At 61.8% G+C, this 22,964-nt stretch carries 21 protein-coding genes and 1 pseudogene; 16 read left to right on the forward strand and 6 right to left on the reverse strand.

The genetic code is table 11. The features are described 5' to 3' along the window. Positions 1 to 8: 8 nt before the first annotated feature. The 6 genes and pseudogenes from odhB (at position 9) to GBEM_RS03510 (ending at position 7,817) form a co-directional block, all read left to right on the forward strand. A complete protein-coding gene (gene odhB, locus GBEM_RS03485) occupies positions 9 to 1,280 on the forward strand; it encodes a 2-oxoglutarate dehydrogenase complex dihydrolipoyllysine-residue succinyltransferase (RefSeq protein WP_012529139.1) in 1,272 nt (423 codons plus the stop codon). A 51-nt stretch (positions 1,281 to 1,331) separates the two neighbouring features. Then, positions 1,332 to 2,745 (forward strand): annotated as a pseudogene (lpdA, locus tag GBEM_RS03490) (dihydrolipoyl dehydrogenase). A 13-nt stretch (positions 2,746 to 2,758) separates the two neighbouring features. After that, positions 2,759 to 3,382 carry a lipoyl(octanoyl) transferase LipB gene (gene lipB, locus GBEM_RS03495; protein WP_264175528.1) on the forward strand — a complete coding sequence of 208 codons (624 nt, stop codon included), beginning with the start codon at positions 2,759 to 2,761 and terminating at the stop codon, positions 3,380 to 3,382. Between the two features lie 30 nt (positions 3,383 to 3,412). Then, on the forward strand, positions 3,413 to 5,872 hold the full coding sequence (locus GBEM_RS03500) for a Lon protease family protein (RefSeq protein WP_012529142.1): 2,460 nt from the start codon (positions 3,413 to 3,415) through the stop codon (positions 5,870 to 5,872). A gap of 176 nt (positions 5,873 to 6,048) precedes the next feature. Further along, positions 6,049 to 6,918: a diacylglycerol/lipid kinase family protein gene (locus tag GBEM_RS03505; RefSeq protein WP_012529143.1), complete on the forward strand. Its 870-nt coding sequence runs from the start codon at positions 6,049 to 6,051 to the stop codon at positions 6,916 to 6,918. Positions 6,919 to 7,094: 176 nt separating this feature from the next. After that, on the forward strand, positions 7,095 to 7,817 hold the full coding sequence (locus tag GBEM_RS03510) for a response regulator (protein WP_012529144.1): 723 nt from the start codon (positions 7,095 to 7,097) through the stop codon (positions 7,815 to 7,817). On the opposite strand, the gene GBEM_RS03515 is transcribed toward GBEM_RS03510, so the two are convergent. From GBEM_RS03515 to GBEM_RS03525, 3 genes are all read right to left on the reverse strand, one after another. Then, on the reverse strand, positions 7,814 to 8,860 hold the full coding sequence (locus GBEM_RS03515) for a TIGR04283 family arsenosugar biosynthesis glycosyltransferase (protein WP_012529145.1): 1,047 nt from the start codon (positions 8,858 to 8,860) through the stop codon (positions 7,814 to 7,816). The two genes, GBEM_RS03510 and GBEM_RS03515, sit on opposite strands and share 4 nt — an antisense overlap. Further along, the gene (locus GBEM_RS03520; protein WP_012529146.1) at positions 8,850 to 9,791 is read right to left on the reverse strand and encodes a chemotaxis protein CheV; all 942 of its coding nucleotides are present in this window, start codon (positions 9,789 to 9,791) and stop codon (positions 8,850 to 8,852) included. Before GBEM_RS03520 ends, GBEM_RS03515 begins: the two co-directional genes overlap by 11 nt. Before the next feature lie 81 nt (positions 9,792 to 9,872). Further along, entirely contained in the window at positions 9,873 to 11,879 is a 2,007-nt protein-coding gene (locus GBEM_RS03525; RefSeq protein WP_012529147.1) for a molybdopterin oxidoreductase family protein, read from the reverse strand. Between the two features lie 356 nt (positions 11,880 to 12,235). Here GBEM_RS03525 and GBEM_RS03530 point away from each other — a divergent pair, with 356 nt between their 5' ends. After that, positions 12,236 to 12,793: a chromate transporter gene (locus GBEM_RS03530; RefSeq protein WP_012529148.1), complete on the forward strand. Its 558-nt coding sequence runs from the start codon at positions 12,236 to 12,238 to the stop codon at positions 12,791 to 12,793. Then, positions 12,793 to 13,317 (forward strand): chromate transporter, encoded by a 525-nt coding sequence (locus GBEM_RS03535; protein WP_012529149.1) that lies wholly within the window; start codon positions 12,793 to 12,795, stop codon positions 13,315 to 13,317. Before GBEM_RS03530 ends, GBEM_RS03535 begins: the two co-directional genes overlap by 1 nt. Positions 13,318 to 13,323: 6 nt before the next feature. On the opposite strand, the gene GBEM_RS03540 is transcribed toward GBEM_RS03535, so the two are convergent. Further along, positions 13,324 to 13,632: a cytochrome c3 family protein gene (locus GBEM_RS03540; RefSeq protein WP_012529150.1), complete on the reverse strand. Its 309-nt coding sequence runs from the start codon at positions 13,630 to 13,632 to the stop codon at positions 13,324 to 13,326. Between the two features lie 194 nt (positions 13,633 to 13,826). On the opposite strand from GBEM_RS03540, the gene GBEM_RS03545 reads away from it, so the two are divergent. Then, a complete protein-coding gene (locus GBEM_RS03545; protein WP_012529151.1) occupies positions 13,827 to 14,822 on the forward strand; it encodes a PilZ-like domain-containing protein in 996 nt (331 codons plus the stop codon). Positions 14,823 to 15,053: 231 nt separating this feature from the next. Next, on the forward strand, positions 15,054 to 15,530 hold the full coding sequence (locus GBEM_RS03550; protein WP_012529152.1) for a GreA/GreB family elongation factor: 477 nt from the start codon (positions 15,054 to 15,056) through the stop codon (positions 15,528 to 15,530). A gap of 4 nt (positions 15,531 to 15,534) precedes the next feature. Here the strand turns inward: GBEM_RS03550 and GBEM_RS03555 are convergent, their stop codons facing one another. Further along, positions 15,535 to 15,804 carry an acyl carrier protein gene (locus GBEM_RS03555; protein ID WP_012529153.1) on the reverse strand — a complete coding sequence of 90 codons (270 nt, stop codon included), beginning with the start codon at positions 15,802 to 15,804 and terminating at the stop codon, positions 15,535 to 15,537. A gap of 282 nt (positions 15,805 to 16,086) precedes the next feature. On the opposite strand from GBEM_RS03555, the gene GBEM_RS03560 reads away from it, so the two are divergent. Both GBEM_RS03560 and GBEM_RS03565 read left to right on the forward strand, forming a co-directional pair. Next, positions 16,087 to 16,773, forward strand: a complete 687-nt coding sequence (locus GBEM_RS03560) for a PilZ domain-containing protein (RefSeq protein WP_012529154.1) — start codon at positions 16,087 to 16,089, stop codon at positions 16,771 to 16,773. A 23-nt stretch (positions 16,774 to 16,796) separates the two neighbouring features. After that, positions 16,797 to 17,573 carry an NRDE family protein gene (locus GBEM_RS03565; protein ID WP_012529155.1) on the forward strand — a complete coding sequence of 259 codons (777 nt, stop codon included), beginning with the start codon at positions 16,797 to 16,799 and terminating at the stop codon, positions 17,571 to 17,573. 130 nt (positions 17,574 to 17,703) lie between these two features. On the opposite strand, the gene GBEM_RS03570 is transcribed toward GBEM_RS03565, so the two are convergent. Continuing rightward, on the reverse strand, positions 17,704 to 18,906 hold the full coding sequence (locus tag GBEM_RS03570; RefSeq protein WP_012529156.1) for a hypothetical protein: 1,203 nt from the start codon (positions 18,904 to 18,906) through the stop codon (positions 17,704 to 17,706). Between the two features lie 532 nt (positions 18,907 to 19,438). Here GBEM_RS03570 and GBEM_RS03575 point away from each other — a divergent pair. From GBEM_RS03575 to hisI, 4 genes are all read left to right on the forward strand, one after another. Then, complete coding sequence (locus GBEM_RS03575) at positions 19,439 to 20,437, forward strand: ABC transporter substrate-binding protein (protein WP_012529157.1); 999 nt, start codon at positions 19,439 to 19,441, stop codon at positions 20,435 to 20,437. 194 nt (positions 20,438 to 20,631) lie between these two features. Continuing rightward, complete coding sequence (locus GBEM_RS03580; RefSeq protein ID WP_012529158.1) at positions 20,632 to 21,531, forward strand: ABC transporter permease; 900 nt, start codon at positions 20,632 to 20,634, stop codon at positions 21,529 to 21,531. Continuing rightward, positions 21,528 to 22,325: an ABC transporter ATP-binding protein gene (locus GBEM_RS03585; RefSeq protein ID WP_012529159.1), complete on the forward strand. Its 798-nt coding sequence runs from the start codon at positions 21,528 to 21,530 to the stop codon at positions 22,323 to 22,325. The genes GBEM_RS03580 and GBEM_RS03585 overlap by 4 nt, the downstream gene beginning before the upstream one ends. Before the next feature lie 219 nt (positions 22,326 to 22,544). Then, positions 22,545 to 22,922 carry a phosphoribosyl-AMP cyclohydrolase gene (gene hisI, locus GBEM_RS03590; protein ID WP_012529160.1) on the forward strand — a complete coding sequence of 126 codons (378 nt, stop codon included), beginning with the start codon at positions 22,545 to 22,547 and terminating at the stop codon, positions 22,920 to 22,922. Positions 22,923 to 22,964: the final 42 nt, after the last annotated feature.

The following is a 22,964-nucleotide window of genomic DNA, read 5'->3' on the forward strand; positions in this document are numbered from 1 at the left end:
GTCGGAAAATGGATATTAAGGTTCCCGCGGTGGGTGAGTCGGTCTATGAGGCGGTCATCGCCAGGTGGCTCAAGAAGTCGGGCGAGGTTGTGGCCAAGGATGAGCCGCTTTGCGAGGTTGAAACGGACAAGGTGACCCTGGAGGTGACCTCGGAGGCGGACGGCGTGTTGACCACGCTGGCGGCCGAGGGGGAGACGGTGAAGATCGGCGCGGTGATCGCGACCATAGACGCCCGCGGCGCAGAGGCCGCGCCCCCCTCGGGGAGCGCCGCCCCTCCTGAGCCCCCGCCTTCCGGCGCCCCGGCAGCCGGGACCGCCCCGGCCAAAGCGACCCCCAAGGGTATGGCGCCTCCCATCTCCCCATCGGGGCGCAAGCTGGCACGCGAGCTGGGCGTGGAGCCCCAGGATGTCAAGGGGACCGGGCGCGGAGGGCGCGTGACCAGGGAAGACCTTTTGAAGGCGGAGGGGGCAGAGCCCGCTCCCGCCGAGGCCGAACCCTCCCCTGCGGCACAGCTTGCGCCGGTCGGGAAAACCGAGCCGGCACCCGCTGCTCCGCCCCGTCCCGCCCCAGCCGAAGAAGCGGAGCGCGTGGTCCGCAAGCCGATGACGCAGATCAGAAAGCGCATTGCGGAGCGGCTGGTCTCGGTGCGGCAGCAGACCGCCATGCTCACCACCTTCAACGAGGCGGACATGAGCCAGGTGATGCTGCTGCGCCAGAAGTACGGGGAACATTTCCTGAAGCGCCACGGCGTGAAGCTGGGGTTCATGTCCTTTTTCGTCCGCGCCTGCTGCGAGGCGCTGGCGCAGTATCCCGAGGTGAACGCGCAGATCGATGGCGACGACATCGTCTACCACAACTTCTGTGACATCGGCGTTGCCGTCGGGAGCGAAAGGGGGCTGGTGGTACCGGTCTTGAGAGGTGCCGAGTCGCTCACCCTCGCCGGGATCGAGCAGCAGATCGCACAATACGCCGAGAAGGTGCGCCAAAACCGCATCGCCATCGCCGACCTTGAGGGGGGGACCTTCACCATCTCCAACGGCGGGGTCTACGGTTCCATGCTCTCCACCCCCATCCTCAACCCGCCGCAAAGCGGGGTGCTGGGGATGCACGCGATACAGCCGCGCGCCGTGGTCGTCGACGGCGAGATCGTGGTCCGCCCCATGATGTACCTGGCGCTCTCCTACGATCACCGCATCGTGGACGGGCAGGGGGCGGTGGGGTTTTTGAAGCTGGTCAAGGAGTACATCGAGGAGCCGGAGGAGTTGCTGCTCGAAGGGTAGCTACAACGCACACCGCTGCCCGCGTGGCAGGGGGAGTAGTAGGGAGGCGAGATGGCAGAAGAAATTTTCGATCTGGTGGTTATCGGGGCGGGGCCCGGCGGCTACGTCGCCGCCATACGCGCAGCGCAGCTGGGGATGACGGTGGCAGTGGTGGAGAAGCGGGGGACACTCGGTGGCGTCTGCCTCAACGAGGGGTGCATCCCCAGCAAGGCGCTCCTTGACTCCAGCGAGCTCTTTCATCTGGCCGGGCACCGCTTCTCCGCGCACGGCATAGAGGTGGCGCCCCCGACCCTCAACCTCGGGCAGATGATGGCCAGAAAGGACGACGTGGTGAAGAAGCTCACCGACGGCGTCACCTACCTCTTCAAGAAAAACAAGATCAGGAGCGTGAACGGCACGGCAAGGCTTGCCGGCAGCGAGGCGGGCGGGGTGCACAAGGTCGAGGTGCAGGGAGCGCAGGGGGGGGGAGCAGATCCTCGCCAAGAAGGTGCTTCTCGCCACCGGCAGCGACGCGGTAGAGCTTCCCTCCCTTCCTTTCGACGGCGAAGCCGTTGTGAGCGCCCGCGAGGCCTTGAGTTTCGGCAAGGTCCCGGAACACCTCCTCGTCGTCGGTGGCGGGTACATCGGCCTTGAGCTCGGTTCGGTCTGGCTCAGGCTCGGCGCCCAGGTCACCGTGGTGGAGATGCTCCCGCGGCTCATCGCCGGTAGCGACGGGCAGGTGGCGGAGGCGCTTTTGCGTTCGCTCAAGAAGCAGGGGATGCGCTTTTTGCTGGGTGGCAAGGTGGCCGGTGTCGAAAAGCGCGAAGGGGCTTTGCTGGCGCGGGTGGAGGTCGAGGGTGCCGTGCAGGAAATAAGCTGCGACAAGGTGCTGGTGGCGGTGGGGCGCAGGCCGCTGACGGAGGGGCTGGGCCTGGAAGAGCTGGGCGTCGCCCTGGGAAAAGGGCGGGTCCAGGTGAACGAAGAGTACCAGACCAGCGTCCCCGGCATCTACGCCATCGGAGACCTGATAGCGGGACCGATGCTGGCGCACAAGGCCATGGAGGAGGGGGCGGTCTGCGTCGAGAGGATGCGCGGGGAGCCGAGCCAGGTGGATTACGGCTGCGTCCCCGGCGTCTGCTACACCTGGCCCGAGGCTGCGTCGGTGGGGAAAACCGAGGATGCCCTCAAAGAAGAGGGTATCCCCTATAAAAGCGGCAAGTACAACTTCATGGGCAACGGGCGCGCCAAGTGCATGGACGAGACCGAAGGTTTCGTCAAGGTGCTCTCCGACGCGGAAGGGACGCGGCTTCTAGGGGTGCACATCTTCGGCCCGCGCGCCTCAGACATGATAGTCGAAGCGGTCACCGTGATGAGCTTCGGCGGCAGCAGCGAGGACATCGCCCTCATCATGCATGCCCACCCGACCCTCTCCGAGGCGATGAAGGAAGCGGCGCTGGACGTGGACAAGAGGGCGATACACGGCTGATTCGGTTTTTTCGGTGGAGCATATGATCTTCAAGGACGTCGGAGTCATCGGCTATGCCGAGGCGCTCCGGATACAGGAACAACTGGTGGCGGAGGTGCAACAGGGGGGCGAGGAGGCCCTCTTGCTGCTTGAGCACCTCCCCGTCTACACCATCGGCGCGGGGGGGGACCGGGGCAACGTCCTCGATCCGGAATTGGAGCCGGTCCGGGTGAACCGCGGCGGGGACGTCACCTACCACGGCCCGGGCCAGTTGGTCTGCTACCCGATCCTCGACCTGTCCCGGCGCGGGCGCGACCTGCACCGCTACCTTCGTTTCCTGGAGCGCTTCCTGGTCGAGCTTTGCGCCGGCCTCGGGGTCGGCTGCCATACCGTCCCCGGCCGCACCGGCGTCTGGACCGGCAACGGCAAGCTCGCTTCCATAGGGGTAGGGGTACGGCGCTGGGTCTCCATGCACGGCTTCGCGCTGAACGTCTCACCGGACACCGCCCCCTTCTCCAGGATCAACCCCTGCGGCATGCCGGGCTGCAGCATCACCTCCTTGAGCCTGGAACTGGGGGAGGAGCTATTCGTCGATGAGTTGAAAGAAATGGTCGCCATCCGTTTCCAACCGCTTTTGAACCTGCACCTGCCACGATAGCCCAATGAAAGGTGGGCGAGGAGGCTCCTCATGTCCGAAACCGACTGCCGCGTCCCTGTAGAGAAGCTTCGCTGGGTGTGCGATCCCGCCCTCTTCAATTTCAAGACCACCGAAGACATCGCCGGGCTGGAGGGGAGCGTCGCCCAGCACCGCGCCACGGCCGCGATCGACTTCGGCCTGGGCATGCCCAACAACGGGTTCAACATCTACCTCGCCGGTGACGCCGGGACCGGAAGGACCTCCACCATCCGGCAGATGCTGCAGAAGTACGTAAAGGACACCTCCCCCCCCAGCGACTGGTGCTATGTCCACAACTTCCACTCCCCCGACGCCCCCTTGGCCTTAGCCCTTCCCGCCGGCATGGGGAAGGAGCTTGCCGCCGACATGCGGGAACTCTTGGATTACATGCGCTCCGACATCCCGACGGCCCTGGAGAGCAAGGAGTACGAGACCAACCGGGTCACCCTGATCGAGCAGTTCCAGGAGAAAAACGGCGACATCTTCTCCGCGCTGGAAAAGGAGGCGGCGGAACGCGGTTTCGCCCTGCAGCGCACCGTCTCCGGTCTGGTGATCGTTCCCCAGAAGGAGGGGCGCAACTTTACCCAGGAGGAATACGAGGCGCTGGAAAAAAACGAGCGTGAGCAACTGGACTCAGTCGGGCGCGCACTAACCGAAAGGCTCAACGACTGCCTGCGCCAGGTGCGCGAGAACGAGAAATTGCTGCGCGACGCCCTGTCGCAGCTGGACCGCGAACTGGGGCTTTCCGCCGTCGGGCACCACCTGGACCCCCTCAAGGAAAAGTACGTCGGCTTCCAGAAGGTCCAGAAGTACCTGGACGACGTCCAGGAGGACCTCCTTTTGAACCTGGAGGACTTCAAGCCGCAGGCGGCGCCTCCCCAGATCCCGGGGCTGAAGCTTCCCAAGCAGGAGCCGACCTTCGAGCGCTACGAGGTGAACGTCCTGGTGGAGAACAACCCGGAAAACGGCGCGCCGATGGTGTTCGAATCCAACCCCACCTACACCAACCTCTTCGGGCGGATCGAGAACATCATGCAGATGGGAGGGATGGCCAGCACCAACTTTACCCTGATCAAGCCGGGCGCCCTGCACCGCGCCAACGGCGGCTACCTCATCGTGGACGCGCGCGAGGTGCTGATCAACCCGTTCGCCTGGGAGTCCTTGAAGCGCTGCATCAGGAACATGGAGATAAAGATCGAGGACGTCCTGGAGCAGTACCGCTTCATGACGGTGGTCTCGCTCAAGCCCGAGCCGATACCGCTTAACGCCAAGATCATCATGATCGGGTCGCTCTGGATCTACTACCTCCTCTTCCACATGGAGCCCGACTACCGGAAGTTCTTCAAGGTGAAGGCCGACTTCGACAACCGGATCAACCGCACCCCCGAGGTGATGCACGACTACGCCCTCTTCGTGGCGGCGCACTGCTGCAAGGAAGGGCTCCTTCCCTTCGACGCGACCGGGGTCGCCGCGCTTTTGGAGCACGCCTCGCGCCTGGTGGAGGACCAGGAGCTGCTCTCCTCGCAGTTCACCGAACTCTCCGACCTGATCCGCGAGGCGAGCTACTGGGCCAAGCGCGATGGGGCCGAGGTGGTGGACCGCAGCTGGGTGAAGCGGGCGGTGCACGAGAAGACCTTCCGCTCCAACCGAATCGAGGAGCGGATCCAGGAATACCTGGCCCAGGGGGTGATCCTGTGCGACACCAAGGGGAGCGTGGTCGGCCAGATCAACGGCCTCTCCGTCATGACCCTCGGCGATTACGCCTTCGGCCGCCCCTCCCGCCTCACCATACGCGTCTCGCAGGGGCGCGCCGGCATGGTCAACATCGAGCGCGAGGTGAAGCTTTCCGGACCGATCCACGACAAGGGGGTGCTGATCCTGACCGGCTACCTGGCAGGCAAGTTCGCCCAGGACCAGCCGCTCTCCTTCTCCGCCCACATCTGCTTCGAGCAGTCCTACGAGGGGGTCGAGGGGGACAGCGCCTCCAGCGCCGAACTCTACGGCCTTCTCTCCGCGCTTTCCGGGCTCCCCATTCGGCAGGGGATAGCGGTCACCGGGAGCGTCAACCAGCACGGCCAGATCCAGCCCATCGGCGGGGTGAACTACAAGATCGAGGGGTTCTACAACGTCTGCAAGGCCAAGGGGCTCACCGGCGAGCAGGGAGTCCTCATTCCCAAGATCAACGAGCACAACCTGATGCTGAGCGACGAGGTGGTGCAGGCGGTCCAGGAGGGGATGTTCCACATCTGGAGCGTTCAGGAAGTGGACCAGGGGATCGAGATCCTGACCGGCGTGGCGGCGGGGAAGATGGGCGAGGACGGGAGCTACCCCGAGGGGAGCGTCAACTTCCTGGTGCAGCAGCGGCTGAAGAAGATGTTCGACAACATGCGGCGGCTGGCGCAGCAGGATAAGGAGCAGGCGAAGGAAGAGGGAGCTCTCCCCCTTCCCGAGCCCGGCCCGTTGAAGGATTAAGGGAGTAACGAGGACTTGAAAAGGGGAGGGGGATTTGCTACCTTCCCGCGAGGGCCGCACGCCGCGGCCCTTTTTTTATACAGATTGGAAAGAAAAAGGTGCCTCACGAGTCCCCGCCCCCGGAGGGGGAGGGTTAGGGAGGGGGCCTTTCATTTCATCCGGACGAGGAGTCCCGCTTGACCAGACGCTGCTTTCTCATCGTGAACCCCACCTCGGGAAGCTATTCCCAGAGAACCGTGGATCAGATCATGGCCGGCCTCAGGGAGAGGGGGCTCGCACCCGAGCTGATGCCGACGGGAAGCGCCGCCGACCCGGCGCTCTTCGCTGCACGCCTTTGCGCCCAACACTCCGATCCGCTGGTCATAGTCGCCGGCGGCGACGGCACGGTGAACGGCGTCCTGAACGGCCTGGTCCCCGGTAGGGCGACCCTCGGGGTGGTCCCCTTGGGGACCGCCAACGTCCTGGCGCGGGAGTTGGGTATCTCTTCCGTCGCCGACGCCCTGGACCGCCTGGCCAGAGGGACGACCCGACCCATCTCCGTGGGCGAGATCGAGCGGGACGGGGAGAAGAGGCGCTTCCTCTTGATGGCGGGCGCCGGGATGGACGGTGCGGTGGTGCGCGGGGTGCGCCTCTCCGAGAAGCGGGTCATAGGAAAAGGGGCCTACCTCCTCTCGGCGCTCAGGGTGCTCCTTTCTTGGGACCGGTCGGAACTCCGGGTTACAGGCGGTGGGCGGAGCCTCTCCTGCCACGGCGTGATCGTCTGCAACGCCGCCAAGTACGGCGGCAATTTCGTGCTCGCCCCCGAGGCGGACCTCTTCTCCCCGGGGTTCCAGGTGCTCTGCATCGAGGGGGGGCGGCTCGCCTACCTGAAGCTCGGCCTCATGCTGCTATCCGGCAGGGGGGCGCCCCCCAGCTGCGTGACCTCGTTCGCCGCGACGGAACTGGAGCTCTCCGGCGACAAGGCGGTGCAACTGGACGGCGACTATTTCTGCTGCACCCCGTTGCACATCAGGACGCTCCCGGAGCTGGTCCGCCTGGTGGTCTGAGGCGCCGCTGGCGGCCAAATTCCCCTGTTGACAAAGTAACGGCAATATCGGATTAATGTGGCATTCGCCCCCTGCCGGGGGGCGGTGCTTCCCGGCGGCTTGGCTTGCAGGCGGCTCTTCAGCGCGGTTTCGGGCAGGACTTTTAGCTGTAGACATGCATCACAGGGGGACTTGGCATGGCTTATCCAAAGATAATGCTGGTGGACGACACCCGGCTGATACTGGAGCTTGAGAAGAGTTTCCTCAAGTTGTCGCACGTGGACGTGGTAACCGCCGGCAACGGCGCGGAGGCGCTGGAGCTGATCCGTAAGGATCCCCCCGATCTGATCTTCATGGATATGCATATGCCTGTCATGGACGGCATCGCCTGCTGCACCGAACTCAAGGCCGACCCGTTTCTTTGCGGCATCCCGGTGGTGATGCTGACGACGGCGGGGAAGGAGGAAGACCGCGAGCTGGCCAAAGCGGCCGGCTGCGACAACTTCCTGACCAAACCGGTCGACCGCCGCTTATTCCTGGACCTGGCCCGCAAGTACACCAACGCCGTGGACCGGCGCGAGCAGCGTCTCCCCTGCCGTTTGCCGGCTCTGTTCCTGGTGGGCAAGGCCCCCGCCGCCGGCCTTGTCCTCGACATAGGCGACGGCGGCGTCTTCGTGGCAACCAAGGAGCGGCTGCTCTTGCACCAGAGGCTGCGCCTTGCGCTCTATCTGGAGGGGGAACGTCCGGTACTGCTGGAACTAAAAGGGTGGGCGGCCTGGCTGAACGAGGAGGGAAAACGCGTGCACAGTTCGCTGCCAGCCGGCTTCGGGATGGAGTTCCTGGAGTTGGGCGAAGAGGAGAGTGCGGCGCTGAAATCGTACCTCGCCTCGCTCAGGCCGGAAGAGCCGTCGGCATCCTAGCGGCAAAGACGCAAGGTTGCCTGAAACCAGAACCAGGTGAAAAGGGCCGCGGCGCAGTTGCCGGCCCAGTTGTCGATGAGCCGCCCCAAAAGGCGGTCGTGCAGCGAGAGAAAACTTCCCCCCTTCCCATCCCCCGCCCCCCCCGTCACCACGTCCAGAAAAAACGCGATCTGCCAGGCGTTGCTCCTCACGTAGCTCCCGGTCCGGTACCAAAGCCGCCACCGCTCCCGGCGCGGCAGTTGCGCCATATTCAGCTTGAGGGGGCGCAGAATGGGGCGCAGCTCCAGACGCTTCGCCGCGTCCTGGCTGCGATAGCTTTGCCGCAGGGATTGGATCAGCGAGAGGTGCCCGAGGGTGGCTAAGTTCATCAGGATGGCGTTCAGGCTCTGCCGTGGGAGGAGCCCCTCCATGAGGAAGCGGCGGGGCGAGGTGGCGATGCGGGCTGGAAAGAGGATCCAGCTTCCCTTTTCCCTCACCCTCTCGGCGAGGAAGGTGTCCTCCATGAGCGGGAGCACGCTCTGGAAGGTGCCGAGCTCGTTGAAGAAGTCGCTCCCCATCATGAACCCTTGGTCGCCGTGTGTGCATCCGGGGCGGTCCAAGGTCGCCTTGGCCCCGTAGAAGCGGTAGGGGAGCGGGGCGGCCCCCTCGAAATCGAAGCAAAGGGAGAAGCGGCCGGCGACCCTGCTGTCAGCGCGGCGCGCTTTCTCGAGCGCGTCCACGGCTTTTCTCAGCGCCAGCGGGTCATCGAATCTCGAATCCACATGAAGAAAAAGCAAAAGGGGAGCACGCGCCGCGTCCGCCCCTAGGTTCAACTGTGCTCCCCTTCCCTTGGCCCCCTCGATTACTGTCATAGCAAAGGGGGCGTCCTTGGCGAAGCCGCGGGCAACCCCGATGCCGCCGTCGCTGGAACCCCCGTCGGAGATGATCACCTCCAGGTGCAGCTCGCGCTGCCTAGCCATCGCGCCCAAGAAGGGGAGCAGATTCCCCTCCTCGTTGTACACCGGCACGACGACCGACAGCTCGGGGCTCCCCTCAAAGGACAAGGGTGTCCGCCTTCTCGACCAGGTGGGGGAGGTCGGGCTTGGTGAGGATGCCGCTTGCCCCGAGGTCCCGCCATTTAAGCATGTTGTCCTCGCTGGCGAGGGAGGAAAAGATCACCACGGGGAGCTTATCGAGCGTCCCTTCCTTCCTGATCAGGGAGGTGAGGTGCAGCCCGTCCATGCGGGGCATCTCGATGTCGGTGATGACCAGGTGCAGGCTGTCGGTTACAGCCTTGCCGCTGTCGGCGCACTGCTGGCGCACGGTGCAGACGTACTCCCAGGCCTCCTCGCCGTTTTCCGCCTCCACCACCTGGTAGCCGGCTTCGCGCAGGGTCCCGCACATGGTCTTGCGTATGAAGGCGGAGTCGTCCGCGACGAGGATGGTTTTCTCATTGCGGTTGATCGACGAGTGGGCGAGCATGAGGTCGTCCGTGGGGGCGGCCAGCGCCATGGTGGAGGAGAGTTCCCCTATGATCTTTTCGAAGTCGAGGATCAGGATGATGCGGTCCTCCATCTTGACCACGCCGGTGATGTTCGCGTCGTGGATCGCCTTTACCGGCGGCTCCACGTGCTCCCAGGAGATGCGGTAGATGCGGGAGACCGAGTGGACTTGGATCCCTACGATGATCCTGTTGAATTCAAGGACGATGACGCGGTCCGCGACGATCCCTTCGCAGTTCTTGTTGAGCGCGCGGGAGAGGTCGATCAGCGTGATCACCTGGTCTCTCAGCTTGATCATGCCGCTCACCGACGGGTTCGCGTTGACCACCTTGCGCGTGTTGGGGAGCCTGATGATCTCGCGCACCTTGGCGACGTTGACGCCGAAGTAGCAAGGGACGACGTTCCCCTTGCCGTCCAGTTCGTCTATTCTGAATTCCACTATTTCCAGTTCGTTGGTGCCGCTTTCCAACAGGATCTTGTTGCTCGGTTCCATGTGCCCCCCGCATCGCTTTTTTTGCCGCTTTCTCCTTGCTACATCGGCACAATGATTAAAAGCATGAGGCAAAAATCTCCATTAGAGCTCCCGGCGCACGTCGACGCGGTTGTCGTAGAAGGTGCTTCCTCCGCCCTCGTCGGTCAGGCGCTGCGAGGTGAGGGCGTTCACCGAGCGGCTCCCCGGCGCGTAGGCGAGCCACCACACCCCCTCCGCGACCACGAGGCAGGCGGGGACCTTGTCCGTCGTCTTGAGCAGGAAGGTCACCTCTCCGAGCGCGTTCCAGGCCACCACCCGCTCGCCGTCGGCAAGCCCCTTGGCCGCGGCGTCGGCGGGGTTCATCCTGAGTTGCATCCCCCCCTGCCGCGCCCTTAGTTCCTCCCGCTCGTAGAAGGTGGCGTTCAGGGCGTAGGGGTTAGGGGCGGTCATGAGCCTGAAGGGGAGGGTCCCGTTCTCCTCGTGGGTGGGAAGGTAAACGGGGAGCGGGTGCGCCAGCTGCCGGTTCAGGATCTCTATCTTCCCCGAGGTGGTCCGGTATCCCCCTTCCCGCGCGGCGAGTTCCACCGGGAGCCCCGCGGCGAGCGCCTCCTCGTCGATCCCCTGGCGCAGCGGCGTAGGGACGGCTAAGAGCCGGTCGATCACCTGGTCCGCGGAGAGGTTGAAGAGCTCCTCCTGGAAACCGAGCTCTGCCGCGAGGAGCGAGAAGACCTCCCAGTTGGACTTGCTCTCCCCGACGGGATCAATCGCCCCCTGCGCCCTCTGTATGCAGTAGGTGCCGTAGGAGCGGTAGATGTCGCTGTGCTCAAGGGAAGAGGTGGCCGGAAGCACGATATCGGCGTAGCGCGCCGTGTCGGTCATGAAGCGCTCGTGCACCACGGTGAAGAGGTTCTCCCGCGCGAGCCCCTTCAGGACCGCGTTCTGGTCCGGGGTGACCGCTGCGGGGTTGGAGTGGTAGACGTAGAGCCCCATGACCGGCGGGTCCGAGAGCTCGTTCAGCGCCTGCCCCAGCTGGTTCATGTTGATCAGGCGCGGCGAGCCCTGGATCAGGTCCTCCCGAAGCAAGAGCCCCATGGGAAAGGCGGCGCCGGTGGCGGTGTCGGGGAAGCATCCCGCTCCTTCCTTGCCGTAGGCACCGACAAGAGCCGGGAGGCAGCAGATGGTGCGCACGGTCATGGCGCCGTTGCCGTAGCGCGACAGTGCGCTACCCAGGCGTATGAAGGGGGCGCGGGCGGAAGCAAAGAAGCGGGCCATGAGTTCGATTTCTTCAACGGCAAGACCGGTGATGCGGGAGCATACCGCCGGCGGGTAGAGCGGGAGCACCTCGCGCTTAAGCTCCTCATAACCCAGCACCTGCGAGTCGAGAAACGCCATATCGGTGAGCCCCTCCCGGGCGAGGATGTGCATGATCCCCAAGGCCAGGGCCCCGTCGCTTCCCGGGCGGACCAGGAAGGTGCGGTCCGCGGCCGAGGCGGTCGGTGTCTCGTAGGTGTCGATCAGCCACACCGTGCCCCCTTTTGCCTGCACCTCCTTCGCCTGATTCAGGAAATGGATGCTGGTGGCGGCCGCGTTGATCCCCCACAGGATCAGGAGGTCGCTTTTGCCGGCTGTCTCAGGGGGAGGTGTCGCCGTCTGCCCCATCACCGCCTGCCACCCCGCCCCCTTGGCCGGGGAGCAGATGGTGCGGTCCAGCCGGGAGGCCCCAAGCCGGTGGAAGAAGGGGTGCCCGGCGTTTCTCTGCACGATCCCCATGGTACCCGCATAGGAGTAGGGGAGGATCGCCTCGGCCCCGTGCTCGGCGATGATGGCGCGCCAGCGAGAAGCGATGGTCGCGACCGCCTCCTCCCAGGAGATCGGGGCGAATTCGCCGCTTCCCTTGGCGCCGGTTCTCTTGAGCGGGGTGGTGAGCCTCAGGGGGGAGTGCACGCTTTCCTCGTAGTGGCGCATCTTCGGGCAGAGGGTGCCGCGGCTGAAGGGGTGCAGCGGGTCTCCCTTCACGCTTACCGCCTTTCCCCCCTCCACCTCCACCAGCATGCCGCAGGTGTCCGGGCAGTCGAAGGGGCAGACCGATCTCTTGGTAATGACGCTCATCTTGCATCTCCTTTGCACGGCAAAAACCGGCGGTAAGCGGTCGCCTGGTCTTCTCGAATGAAGGTTTTTAGGGGTTTACCCCCCCCTCCCTTGACGGGAGGGGGGACCAAGAGCGGCTTTCCAAGCCGATGGTCTCCGCACCCGCGACTGCGATCTCTGCATCCATCCCGAACGTTCTTTGTATGTTTTTTGCCGCTTTTGAGCAACATAAAATCGAAAAGGGGACAAGCAATCGAAAAAGGGGACAGGCTACTTTTTTCAAAAGAAAAAGTAGCCTGTCCCCCTTCGGCAATATTCCCCTTCGGCAACTGAAAAACGATCTTTTCTAAAGGCGGCGATCCTGCTATAAAGCCCGGATGGAAAAAAAGGCGCAAAAAGTGACCCTGGCCGAACTGGCGGCAACCTTCTTCATGATAGGGGCGACCGGTTTCGGCGGGGGGATGGCGGTGGTGGCGCTGGTCGAGCGGCGCTGCGTGAACGAGAAAAAATGGCTGGAACATACCGAGTTCATGCACGGGCTTGCCTTCAGCCAGATCCTAGGTCCCTTTTCGCTCAACAGCTGCACCTTCGTCGGCTACTACCTGCGCGGAGCCTTGGGCGGCATAGTCGCCGCCACCTCGTTCATCGCCCCGTCCTTTCTGCTGGTCTGCCTTTTGAGCCTGCTTTACTTCCGCTACCACCAGCTCCCGGAGCTGAAGTCCGCCCTCCTTGGCTCCAACCCGATCGTCATCGCGCTGATCCTGGTGGCGGCTCTCGGGATGGCGCGCAAAAACGCCACCCGCTGGGACAGCGCGACCATCGCCTTGATCGCCTTTGCCGCCAGCGCCTTTTTCGGGGTGAGCGGTCTCACCGTGCTGGCCATCGCCGGGTGCTGGGGGTTGTACCAGGGGTGGCGCGCCGGGAGGAACAACTGATGGCGGCGCTGCTGCAGCTTTGCGGGGTGTTCCTCAAGATCGGGGTGGTCTTTTTCGGAGGGGGATACGTCCTGATCCCGCTTTTGCACCGGGTCATGGTGGATCAGATGCAGTGGCTCTCCCTGAAGGAGTTCCTGGACGGGGTGGCGCTCTCGCAGCTTACCCCCGGACCTTTGGCTATGCTCGCCACCTTCTCCGGGTTCAAGGCCGGGGGATTCGCTGGGGCGCTGGCCGGGACCGTCTGCATCTTCCTTCCCTGCACCGCGCTCATGCTCCTCATTTCGAGCCGCTACCGGCAGTTCAGCAAGATACAGGCGGTGAAACACTTCCTGAACGGGATACTCCCGGCGGTGGTGGGGCTGGTTCTGGCCGCCGCCTTCACGCTGGGGCGGACCTCCCTTGGCTCCGCCCGCGACTTCATCCTCCTGGGCGCCGGATTCCTGCTGCTCCAGTTCACGGCCATAGCGCCTATGGCCGTGATCCTTGGGGCTGCCGCCGTCGGGTTGCTGCTGAATTTCAGTTGAGGCAGCCTACTTCTTGTGACACTTGGCACAGTTGCCGGCAGGCTTGAACGCCCTCTTGCCGTTGTGGCACTCGCCGCAGTACTTTCCGCCGTTGATGTCCGCCATCTTCATCTGGGCCGAATCTTTCTTCATCTTGAAGATCTTCGTGTGGCATTCGTTGCACTTCATCCCTTTGCCGGCGTGGTCTTTCCCCTCGAAAACCACCTTCCCCATGGAGGTGTTCCACTCCAGCTTCTTGCCGTTGCCGACGGCCAGGGCCTGCGACGCTGCGAATACCACGATAAGTGCTGCTGCCGATCTGGCGATCTTCTTCATAAGTCTCCTCTCCTCTGTGGTCTCATTAATTACAAACCCTTCCTGTGATAACACAGGCGAATTCTTTGTCAAGGCGGCTTCCTTTCCCTGTCGTTTCAGTAAATCTCTGCGTCTTCACCCTTGCAAAACTCACAGGTCGAGTTTAATGTGTATATCAGCTTAATTTCTTATTAAGATAATCGCACGGGACTGCCATGGAAGACGAATACAGCGAGTACAGGGAATACCTCGGCGAGGGGATGCGCATCGAGATCGGGATCCCGCTTTCGGGCGGGGGCGTGTTCCGGGACTGGGCCGAAGTCAGCGAGGGGAACCAGGACGAACTGGTGGTGCAGATCTCGCGCGACGTCCTCCCTTCCGAGGTGCGCTTCGATATCGGCTTCATCCTCGATGTCAGCGTCCGGGTAGGGGTCGACGTCTACACCTGCAGTGGGATAGTCATCGAGAAGCTGGGTGGGCGGGTTTTGCGCATCCGCCTCTTCGGCTCGTTCACGCTGCGCGAGCGCCGTCAGTTCTTCCGCATCGAACTGGGGATGAGGGTCAAGTACGATATCATCGACGAATCGCTACGCAGGGACGTGGAAAGGGACTGGGAGGTCCGCAAAGAGCACGAGCACATGAAGTTCCAGGGGTACGACGATTACGTCATCGCGGCGCAGATGGCCCGCTTCCGCCCCGCCAAGCCGATCGAGTGGCAGGACCTGTTGCGTGCGCAGCTGAACCTCGGGGGGGGCGGGGTCTGCCTGAGGATCCCGCAGAAGGTCCAGCCCGAGCAGCTGATGAACCTGGAGCTGCATCTTCCCCTGGATCCTCCGCGGGTGGTGCATACGGTGGTCAGGGTGATCCACATCAAGCCCCCCCGGCAGCTCAAGGACGGCTCCTACCGCTACGACACCGGGATGCAGTTCGACCTTTTGGACGAGAGGGACCGCGACCTGATCTTCAAGCAGATCTCCGTGGCTCAGATCGAGCACCTGCGCAAGATAGCGGACAAGCGTGAGCTTGGAGACGTCGACGGCTATGGCCGGCGCAAGCTGACACCGCGGCAGATCCTGGCGCGGCTGGCCTGGGTCGCTGTCTTGCTGCTTTTGACCTGGGCGCTGACCAGGTTCCTCAGCAACTATTCCCCTTCCAACGAAATCGAGAAAACCTACGAGCAATCCCTCAAGAAGTACCGGCACCAGGACTGAGAGCAGGCGAGACCGCCACAATTGCGGCTTTGGCCTGATTCACGTGCGCTCCCGTCCTGGCTGGTGTTCCCGTATTGCCTTGCGCGCCAAACTCGACTATCATGCTCCCCCGGCCCGCTCCCCTTCGGGTGCCCCTTCTCCGCCCGAACAGTGAGCGGCAAAGGGGGCCGCGTTTCGGGCTCAGGGACTGGCGCCTTCTGGCGACTAACGGTTAACAAGGAAGTGGAAATAATGGTAAGCAACATGATCAGCGCGGAAGGGCGCAAACGACTGCAGGAGCGCTACGACTTCCTGTGGGAGACGGAGCGGCCGCGCATGGTTAAGAATATGGCGGACGCGGCTGCGGAAGGGGACCGCTCCGAAAATGCCGAGTACATCTATTCGAAGAAGAGGCTGCGCGAGATCGATCGGGAACTGAGGCACTTGGGGGACCGGCTTAAGGTGGTGAAGGTGGTTTACCCGCCGCTGAACCCGTCCACGGTGAGCTTCGGCTGCTGGGTCAGCTACGAGGACGAGGAAGGGGAGGAACGCTGCTATCAGCTGGTGGGACCCGACGAGTTCGACGTAACCGCGGGAAAGATCAGCGTCGACTCGCCGGTCGGCAAGGCTCTTCTGGGGCGCAAGGTCGACGACGAGATCACCATCAAGCGCCCCGCCGGGGACCTGACCGTAACCATTGTCGCCATCAGTTCCAGCAGGCCCGGGTAACGGGCTACCCCTTGTTCCTTTTCTTCCGCTTCTTCTCCACCAGGGCGTAGATGGTTTCCACCGACCTGAAGTTGTCGAGCGCCATGTCCTCGTCGCCGATCTTGACGTCGAACTGGTCCTCCAGAAACAGGATGAGTTTCATCACAGCTAGGGAGTCCATCACCTTCGCCTCTACCAGGTCGTCGCTCTCGCTCAGATGATGGACGTGCTTTCCCTTTCCCAGTTCTGTCTTGATGAAGTCGATTAGCGTTACCAGACCATGATCGATGTGCATAATCGCTCTCCCGCTGTTGAACTGTTGGCAGAATAAGGCTTTAATTGGACGCCTTAGAGTTTATCCATATACAGGGCAATGTCAAAACCGCTTCGATGCTTACAACTGCCGGTTCTTGTTCCTGGAACCTTTGGGTCTGAAAGTGTTTGACCTTCCTTTATCAGCGGTTATAGTGTAGCTGTCCGAATGCGGTGACTTCAGACTTTCGCAATGCAGCAAGCTTTAAAAGCCATCCGTCGATTACTCCAGTAGCCTCATGGCACCAAAGGAAGAAATACTCCGATGTCAGAAATAAGGATACTCATAGTCGTAAAAGATGCTGAGACAGCCAGCGCGTACGTCGATGCGGTGACAGAGAGTGGAGCCACCTGTGACGTCGCGCACTCCTTCCAGGAGATGTCCGCCCTGGCGACAGACAGGGTCTACAACGGTATTGTCGTCGACATCCTTACCTTGGTGCGCTGCAGCAAGGAAGAGAAAGTCATAGCCTACGAGATTATCAACCTCTTCCCGGTATTGCGGGTCAAGTGGGAGCCGCGGCACAAGAAGATCAAGCTGACCCCGCTGGAGCAGAGCTTTTCGCCGGACACCGACTCGGCGCTTAGGTTTTTCATCCAGACCCGCTGCAAGGCCTTTCCCGCGCGGTCGCTGCGCAAGGAGAAGCGCAAGCTGGTCAACCTGAACCTGCTTTACTGCCGTGACAACCGCTTCCTGGACGGGGAGGCGTGCAAGTCGTTCACCATCAACATCAGTCCGACCGGGGTGTTTCTGCACACAATGGAGGAATTCCGGGTCGGCGAAACGATCTGGCTCCGTTTTCTGGAGTTCGCCGACCAGACCCCAGTCGAGGCCACCGTCTGCTGGTCGCAGCGGTGGGGAGTCACCCGCTGCGTCCCCGGCGCCGGCGTCAAGTTCGAGTCTCTTACCGAGAGCCAGAGGCAGGACGTAGATCGCATCGTCAACCTCTGAACCCTTCCCCAGCAGGAAATTCCATGTGCACTCTGCTTTTGGCCTGCCGCGCCCATCCGCGTTACCCCCTTGTCCTCCTCGCCAACAGGGACGAGTACTACGAACGTCCCACCGCCCAGGCCTCCTTCTGGGAGGACGCGCCGCAGGTCTTCGGCGGGAGGGATCTTTTGCATGGCGGGACCTGGCTCGGCATCACCACGACCGCGAGGATCGCAGCGCTCACCAACTACCGCGACCCTGCCGACCTGGTCAGGCACGGGCTGTCCCGCGGCAGGCTGGTGAGCGGCTTTTTGAAGGGAACAGGCGACTCCGAAGCGTACCTGGAGTGCCTGAGGGAGGCGGCCGGCCCCTTCGGCGGCTACAACCTCCTCGTGGGGACGCCTGAGCGCCTCAGCTGTTATTCCAGCAAGACCGACCGGACCTCTATCCTTGAGCCGGGGATCCACGGGCTGAGCAACCGACTTTTGGATACGCCTTGGCCCAAGGTGGTGCGTGGGAAAAAGGCGCTGGAGCAAGCGCTCCTCGCAGCCGACCCGGATCTGGAGGAGCTCTTCGCCATTCTCTCGGACCGGACCCGTCCTCCCGACGACCAGCTGCCGGACACGGGTGTCGGGCTGGAACTGGAGCGGCTTTTGTCCCCCATCTTCATCGAAAGCGAGCGCTACGGGACGCGCTCTTGCACGGTGCTGCTGTTGGATCGCGACGGGGAGGCGAGGTTCGTCGAGAGGAGCTTCGAGGGAGGAAGGCAGAGCGAGGCTGCCGTCACCATGGACTGGTCCGGTGTCCTGGCAGTGGGGTGAGGGGACTGGCTCCGCCAGGTGCCTGTCCCCCTTGAAGTGTCCCCCTTGAAGCAAAAAAAGCGGCACCCTTCGCGATGGCCTCGGGCCTTCATCGCGGAGGATGCCGCTTTTTCAGTTCAAATCGGGTTCGTTACTGGTACTGGATGTAGAGCGGTTTCGGGTTCAGCATCAGCACCTCTTTCGGGGTGAGCAGCGCGTCGCCCTTCTTGGTGTCGTTGTGGTAGAAGAGCTTGAATCCGGTGTACTCGACCGGCTCCGAAACCACGTAGTCCTTGTACGAGTCGCGCTTCAACCAGGGGGCGCCCCAGCCGTCCATGTTCATCACGATCTGCACCTCGGGGCGCAGCGCGATGTTCTTCGCGTTGGTGACGCCGTTGCGGGTGAAGCGGTGCACGATGAAGACCTTCGGGGGGAGGTTGTACTTCTTCACCAGCTCCTTCAGGTACCCTGACGCGTAGTTGATGTCGGCAGCGTCGTAGGTGCCGATCTTGGTCCCGGGCTTCTTACCGCTCTTGATCAGGTTGAACTCCGGGTCGATCCCCAGGTGCACGTCCGGGTTCTTGAGGATCCACTCGAAGCGCGGCAGTATGTTGCGGATGTTGTCGTGCCCGGTCTGGATGTCGATGAACATGATGGCGTTGGCCTGCTTGGCCCAGCTGTACACGTCGTTGATGATCTTGTCCGGCATCACCATGCGGTAAAGACCCGCCTTGCCCGGTTCGCCCTGGGCGACCACCGCGATCAGGTGCAGGGCCGGCTGGACCGGGTGCGCCGGGTCGGCTGACTGCCATTTGGCGGCTTCACGCTTGAGGCGCTGCAGCATGTCATCCTTCTGGTATTCCCCCAAGGCCCCCATCCTCTTGGAGAGGGGGTTGCCGTAGTAGGCGACGATCCTCTTCTGGGGGAGGATGGAGCCGGGGAGCGTAGCCGGAGTTTTCACCGGCCAACCTTTCCTGGCTGCGTAGTCCGGGTCCTCGCCGGAGCGGTAGACAACCTTGGGGCCGGCGGCAGCCTTCCCCTCGGCACCCTTGCCCTTGGCGCCCTTGGCCCCCTTGGGGGTTGCCGCGCCGGTCTGGTTGTTGAAACCGGGTGCGGTGCCGGGGGCTTGACCCTGCGTTGCCGCGGGAGCAGCCGGGGCTGCGGGAGCCGCGGGTGCTGCCTGCGGCTGCGCTGTAGCCGAGCTTGCCTGTCCCTGGGGCATGGTCTGTGCGGACGCGGTGGCTGCGCTGGATTTGTTATCCTTGCATCCCCAAAGCCCGATGGGGAGCGCCAAAAGGGCAAATAGCAGCATGGCGCTGCGATGTTGACGATTGAGCAGGTGCGGGTGCTTCACGTAGTTTCTCCTTGAATGGGTATGTCAATGCCGCAAACGGCTGGTAACTCAATTTGGTCGCACGACCTTCAGGGCGTCTCTGTTCGAGACCGCAGATCTCTAGATGTCTTCTTTATAGGAGGTTGCTGGGAAATACCGGAACGGCGTCCAGAGACCGATTACGCCGTTAAAGGGGCGGGCTCTTCTTGCCTGGTACTCATTGCAAAAGCTCAAAACCTTGCAACTCGCGGTACTTTACCTTTTTTACCGCGGCGGTGTCAACAGTGAGCCGACTTCTTTTTATAAGAGATTCTAATTGATCGTCGGTTTTCGCTTTTAAAAAGCGTTTTTTTCCGTTTTATCAAAGCTTTGTTCCACCAATTTACAGTATGAAGTTGACGGTAGCTCTTCATGAGTGATATGCTCCTGCACCGAAATCGGTCTGACCTCTTGCACCCGCCTTGCATTAGCCGGGTAGACTTCCCACGATTATCGTCACTTGCCATATGGAGTCGCAGCAAAAATCTACTTACAATGTAACTGGAGGTGTCTGGTGAGCAAGAATTTTCGTAGCGTGATGCTCTGTTTCGCTTTGTCCCTGGTCTGCGCCGCAACGGCTTTCGCGGCGGCCCCGTCCAAGCCGGTGCTGATCGGCATCTCTAAGATCGTTTCCCACCCCGCGCTGGATGCGGTGGTCAAGGGGGTCCAGGACGAACTGAAGGACGCCAAGGTCAACGCGACCTTCGACGTGCAAAACGCCAACGGCGACATCAACACTGCGGCTTCCATCGCCAACAAGTTCCAGTCCCAGAAGGTGAACATCGCCGTCGGCGTCGCCACTCCGACCGCCCAGGCCCTGGTGAACACGCTCAAGGGAATTCCTATCGTCTTCTCCGCCGTCACCGATCCGGTCAAAGCGGGCCTCGTTCCCTCCCTCGCCAAGGGTGGCAAGAACATAACCGGCGTCTCCGACATGACTCCGGTCCGGCAGCAGATCGAGATGCTGCTCAGGATCAAGCCGAAGACCAAGCGTATCGGCCACATCTACACCAGCTCCGAGGAGAACGCGGTGGTTCTTGCCGGGATGGTGAAGCAGGTGTGCAAGGAGAAGAAGCTTGAATTCGTCGAGACCACCGTCACCAAGTCGGCAGAGGTGAAGCAGGCGGCCCAGGCTATTGCGAACCGCGTCGACGCCTTTTACATCAGTACCGACAACACCGTGGTCTCCGCCATGAGCGCGGTCGCGGATGTGGCAAGCAAGGCGAAGATCCCCATCGTGTCCGCCGACCCGAGCTCCTCCGAGACCTATGACGTCCTCGCCGCCTGGGGCTTCGACTATTACAAGATGGGGCGCACCACCGGCAAGATGGTGGTGGAGATTCTGAAGGGGAAGAAGCCCGAGCAGATGCCGACCCGCTTCATGACCAAGGCCTCTGACGTCGACCTGCTGGTCAACCTCGACGTGGCCAAGAAGCTCGGCCTCACTGTCCCGGCGGACATCGTGAAGAGTGCTAAGACCGTGCGCCAGAACGGCAAGCTGACCAAAAAGTAAAACCACAAACCGTTGGCATGGAGGAAATCTGAGAACTTCTGAGGGAACCTGTCTAAGGGTTTTCCCCTCAAGCCTTGGTTTTTCTCAGATTTCCTCAGAAGTTCGTAGCTTGCCCACCGTAGCGCTTCAGCGCGTAGGTGGGTGCCAATGGTTTTGATTTTTTTGTTTCTTCAGAAGGGTAAACGGTTCCAGTTATGATCGAAGGCATTTTTGTTGAAGGGCTTATTTACGGCATCATGGTTCTCGGGGTGTTCATCTCCTTCCGGATCCTCGACTTTCCCGACCTTACCGTCGACGGTTCCTTTCCCCTGGGGGCCGCTCTCATGGTGCAGTGCCTCCTCATGGGGATGAACGGCTGGCTCGCGCTTCTGGTGGCCTTTGCCGGCGGTGTTACGGCAGGCGCCGTCACGGCGCTGATCCACAACCACTTAAGGGTGCCGAACCTTTTGGCCGGTATCCTCACCATGACCATGCTCTACTCGGTCAACATCCGCATTCTGGGCAACCGCGCCAATGTCCCCATCCTGGATCAGCCGACCCTCCTGAAGCAGGTCACCGAGAAGTTCACCGGCATCATCCCGGACGAGTACATCCTCCTGGTGTTTTTCCTGGTCGTCGCCCTGGTGGTAAAGGTGCTGCTCGACCTCTTTTTCCGCACCGACCTCGGCATGACCCTGGGCGCCATGGGGAATAACGAGCAGATGGTCATCTCGCAGGGGGTGAACCCCAAGACCCTGAAGACCATCGGGGTCGGCCTCTCCAACGGCCTGGTCGCAGTCTCCGGCGCCTTTGCCGCGCAGTACCTGGGCTTTGCCGACGTGGGGCTGGGCCAGGGAATAATCGTTTCCGGCCTGGCTTCGGTCATGATCGGCGAATTCCTGATGCTCAAGAGCAACCGGATCGGTGTGCTCACCTTCTGTGCGCTTGCCGGTTCCATCTGCTTTTACGCCGTCATGTATGTCGGGCGCTTCTACGGGTACCTCATCCACATGACCCCGAGCGACCTGAACCTCATCAAGGGCGTGCTGATCATCGTCCTGCTCATCGCGACCCAGGCGAAGAAACTGAAGGTCTCGTTTAAGGTGGCAAAATGATCGAGCTTAAAAACGTTTCCGTCGTCTTTGGCCAGGGGACCATCAACGAAAACAAGGCCCTGAAGAACATCAACCTCAAGGTGAAAGAAGGCGACTTCATCACCATCATCGGCTCCAACGGAGCAGGCAAGTCGACCCTGTTCAACACCATCGCCGGAACCTATCTTCCCAGCGAGGGACAGATCTTGGCCAACGGCAAGAACGTGACCAGGGATCCCGAATACAAGAGGGCGAAGTACATCGGCCGCATCTTCCAGAACCCGCTGCTCGGCACCGCCGGCAACATGAGCCTGGAAGACAACATGACCATCACCCACAAAAAGGGGATGAAGTGGTTGCGCCGCAGCCTTAACAACAAGACCCGCGAGGTCTTCAGGCAGCAACTGGTGCAGCTAAAGATGGGTCTCGAGCACCGCATGAAGGAGAACCTGGTGATGTTCTCCGGTGGCCAGCGCCAGGCTCTCACCTTGCTCATGATGGTCCTTTCCAAGCCGTCCCTGATCCTTTTGGACGAGCATACCGCGGCTCTCGACCCAAAGAACGCCGAGATCGTCTTGGAGCTGACCGACAAGTTCATCAGCGAGTACAACCTGACCGGCATGATGATCACCCACAACATGACTCACGCCATCGAGTTCGGCAACCGCCTGCTCATGATGGACGGCGGCGAGATCATCTTCGACATCGAGGGGGAGGAGAAGAAGGCGCTCACCGTGGAGAAGCTGATCCAGAAGTTCCACGAACTGCGTCACAAGACCTTCGAGAACGACAGGACCCTGCTCGCCGAGGAGTAGGTGCGGGGGTAAGAAGAGACAATCGGAGGGGCCCGGCAGACACGTTCTGTCGGGCCTTTTTTTTTCAAAAAAACAAACCATCGGCCACGGAGAAGATCTGAGAAGGGAGAAGTGGCTAATGGTTTTGATGTCTACATAATCGTTGACATAGCTCGCGCCCAAGGTGTATTAAAAGACACTTTTTTATCAATAAATGCTGCGGAAGGACTGAGAGAAACCATGATAAAGATCGATTTCGAAAAGATGGGTGGATTGATCCCGGCAGTTATCCAGGACAACGAGAGCGGGGAAGTATTGATGGTTGCGTTCATGGACGAGAAGACCCTGAACCTGACCCTGGAAAGCGGCAAGACCTGGTTCTTCAGCCGCACCAGGAACAAGTACTGGATGAAAGGGGAGGAATCCGGCAATACGCAGGACGTGGTCGAGGTGCTGACCGACTGCGACGCCGACACCGTCGTCATCAAGGTGAAGCAAAACGGTCCCGCCGCCTGCCACACCGGCAACCGCAGCTGCTTCTATGTCAGATACGAGAACGGCGCCTGGGTCGAGCACTCCAACCCGCTCTTCGATCCCAACACCGTCTATAAGAAGTAAGACAAAACCATTGGCAAGGAGGAAATCTGAGAACTTCTGAGA

It is taken from the genome of Citrifermentans bemidjiense Bem (assembly GCF_000020725.1).
GTDB classification, from domain to species: domain Bacteria; phylum Desulfobacterota; class Desulfuromonadia; order Geobacterales; family Geobacteraceae; genus Geomonas; species Geomonas bemidjiensis.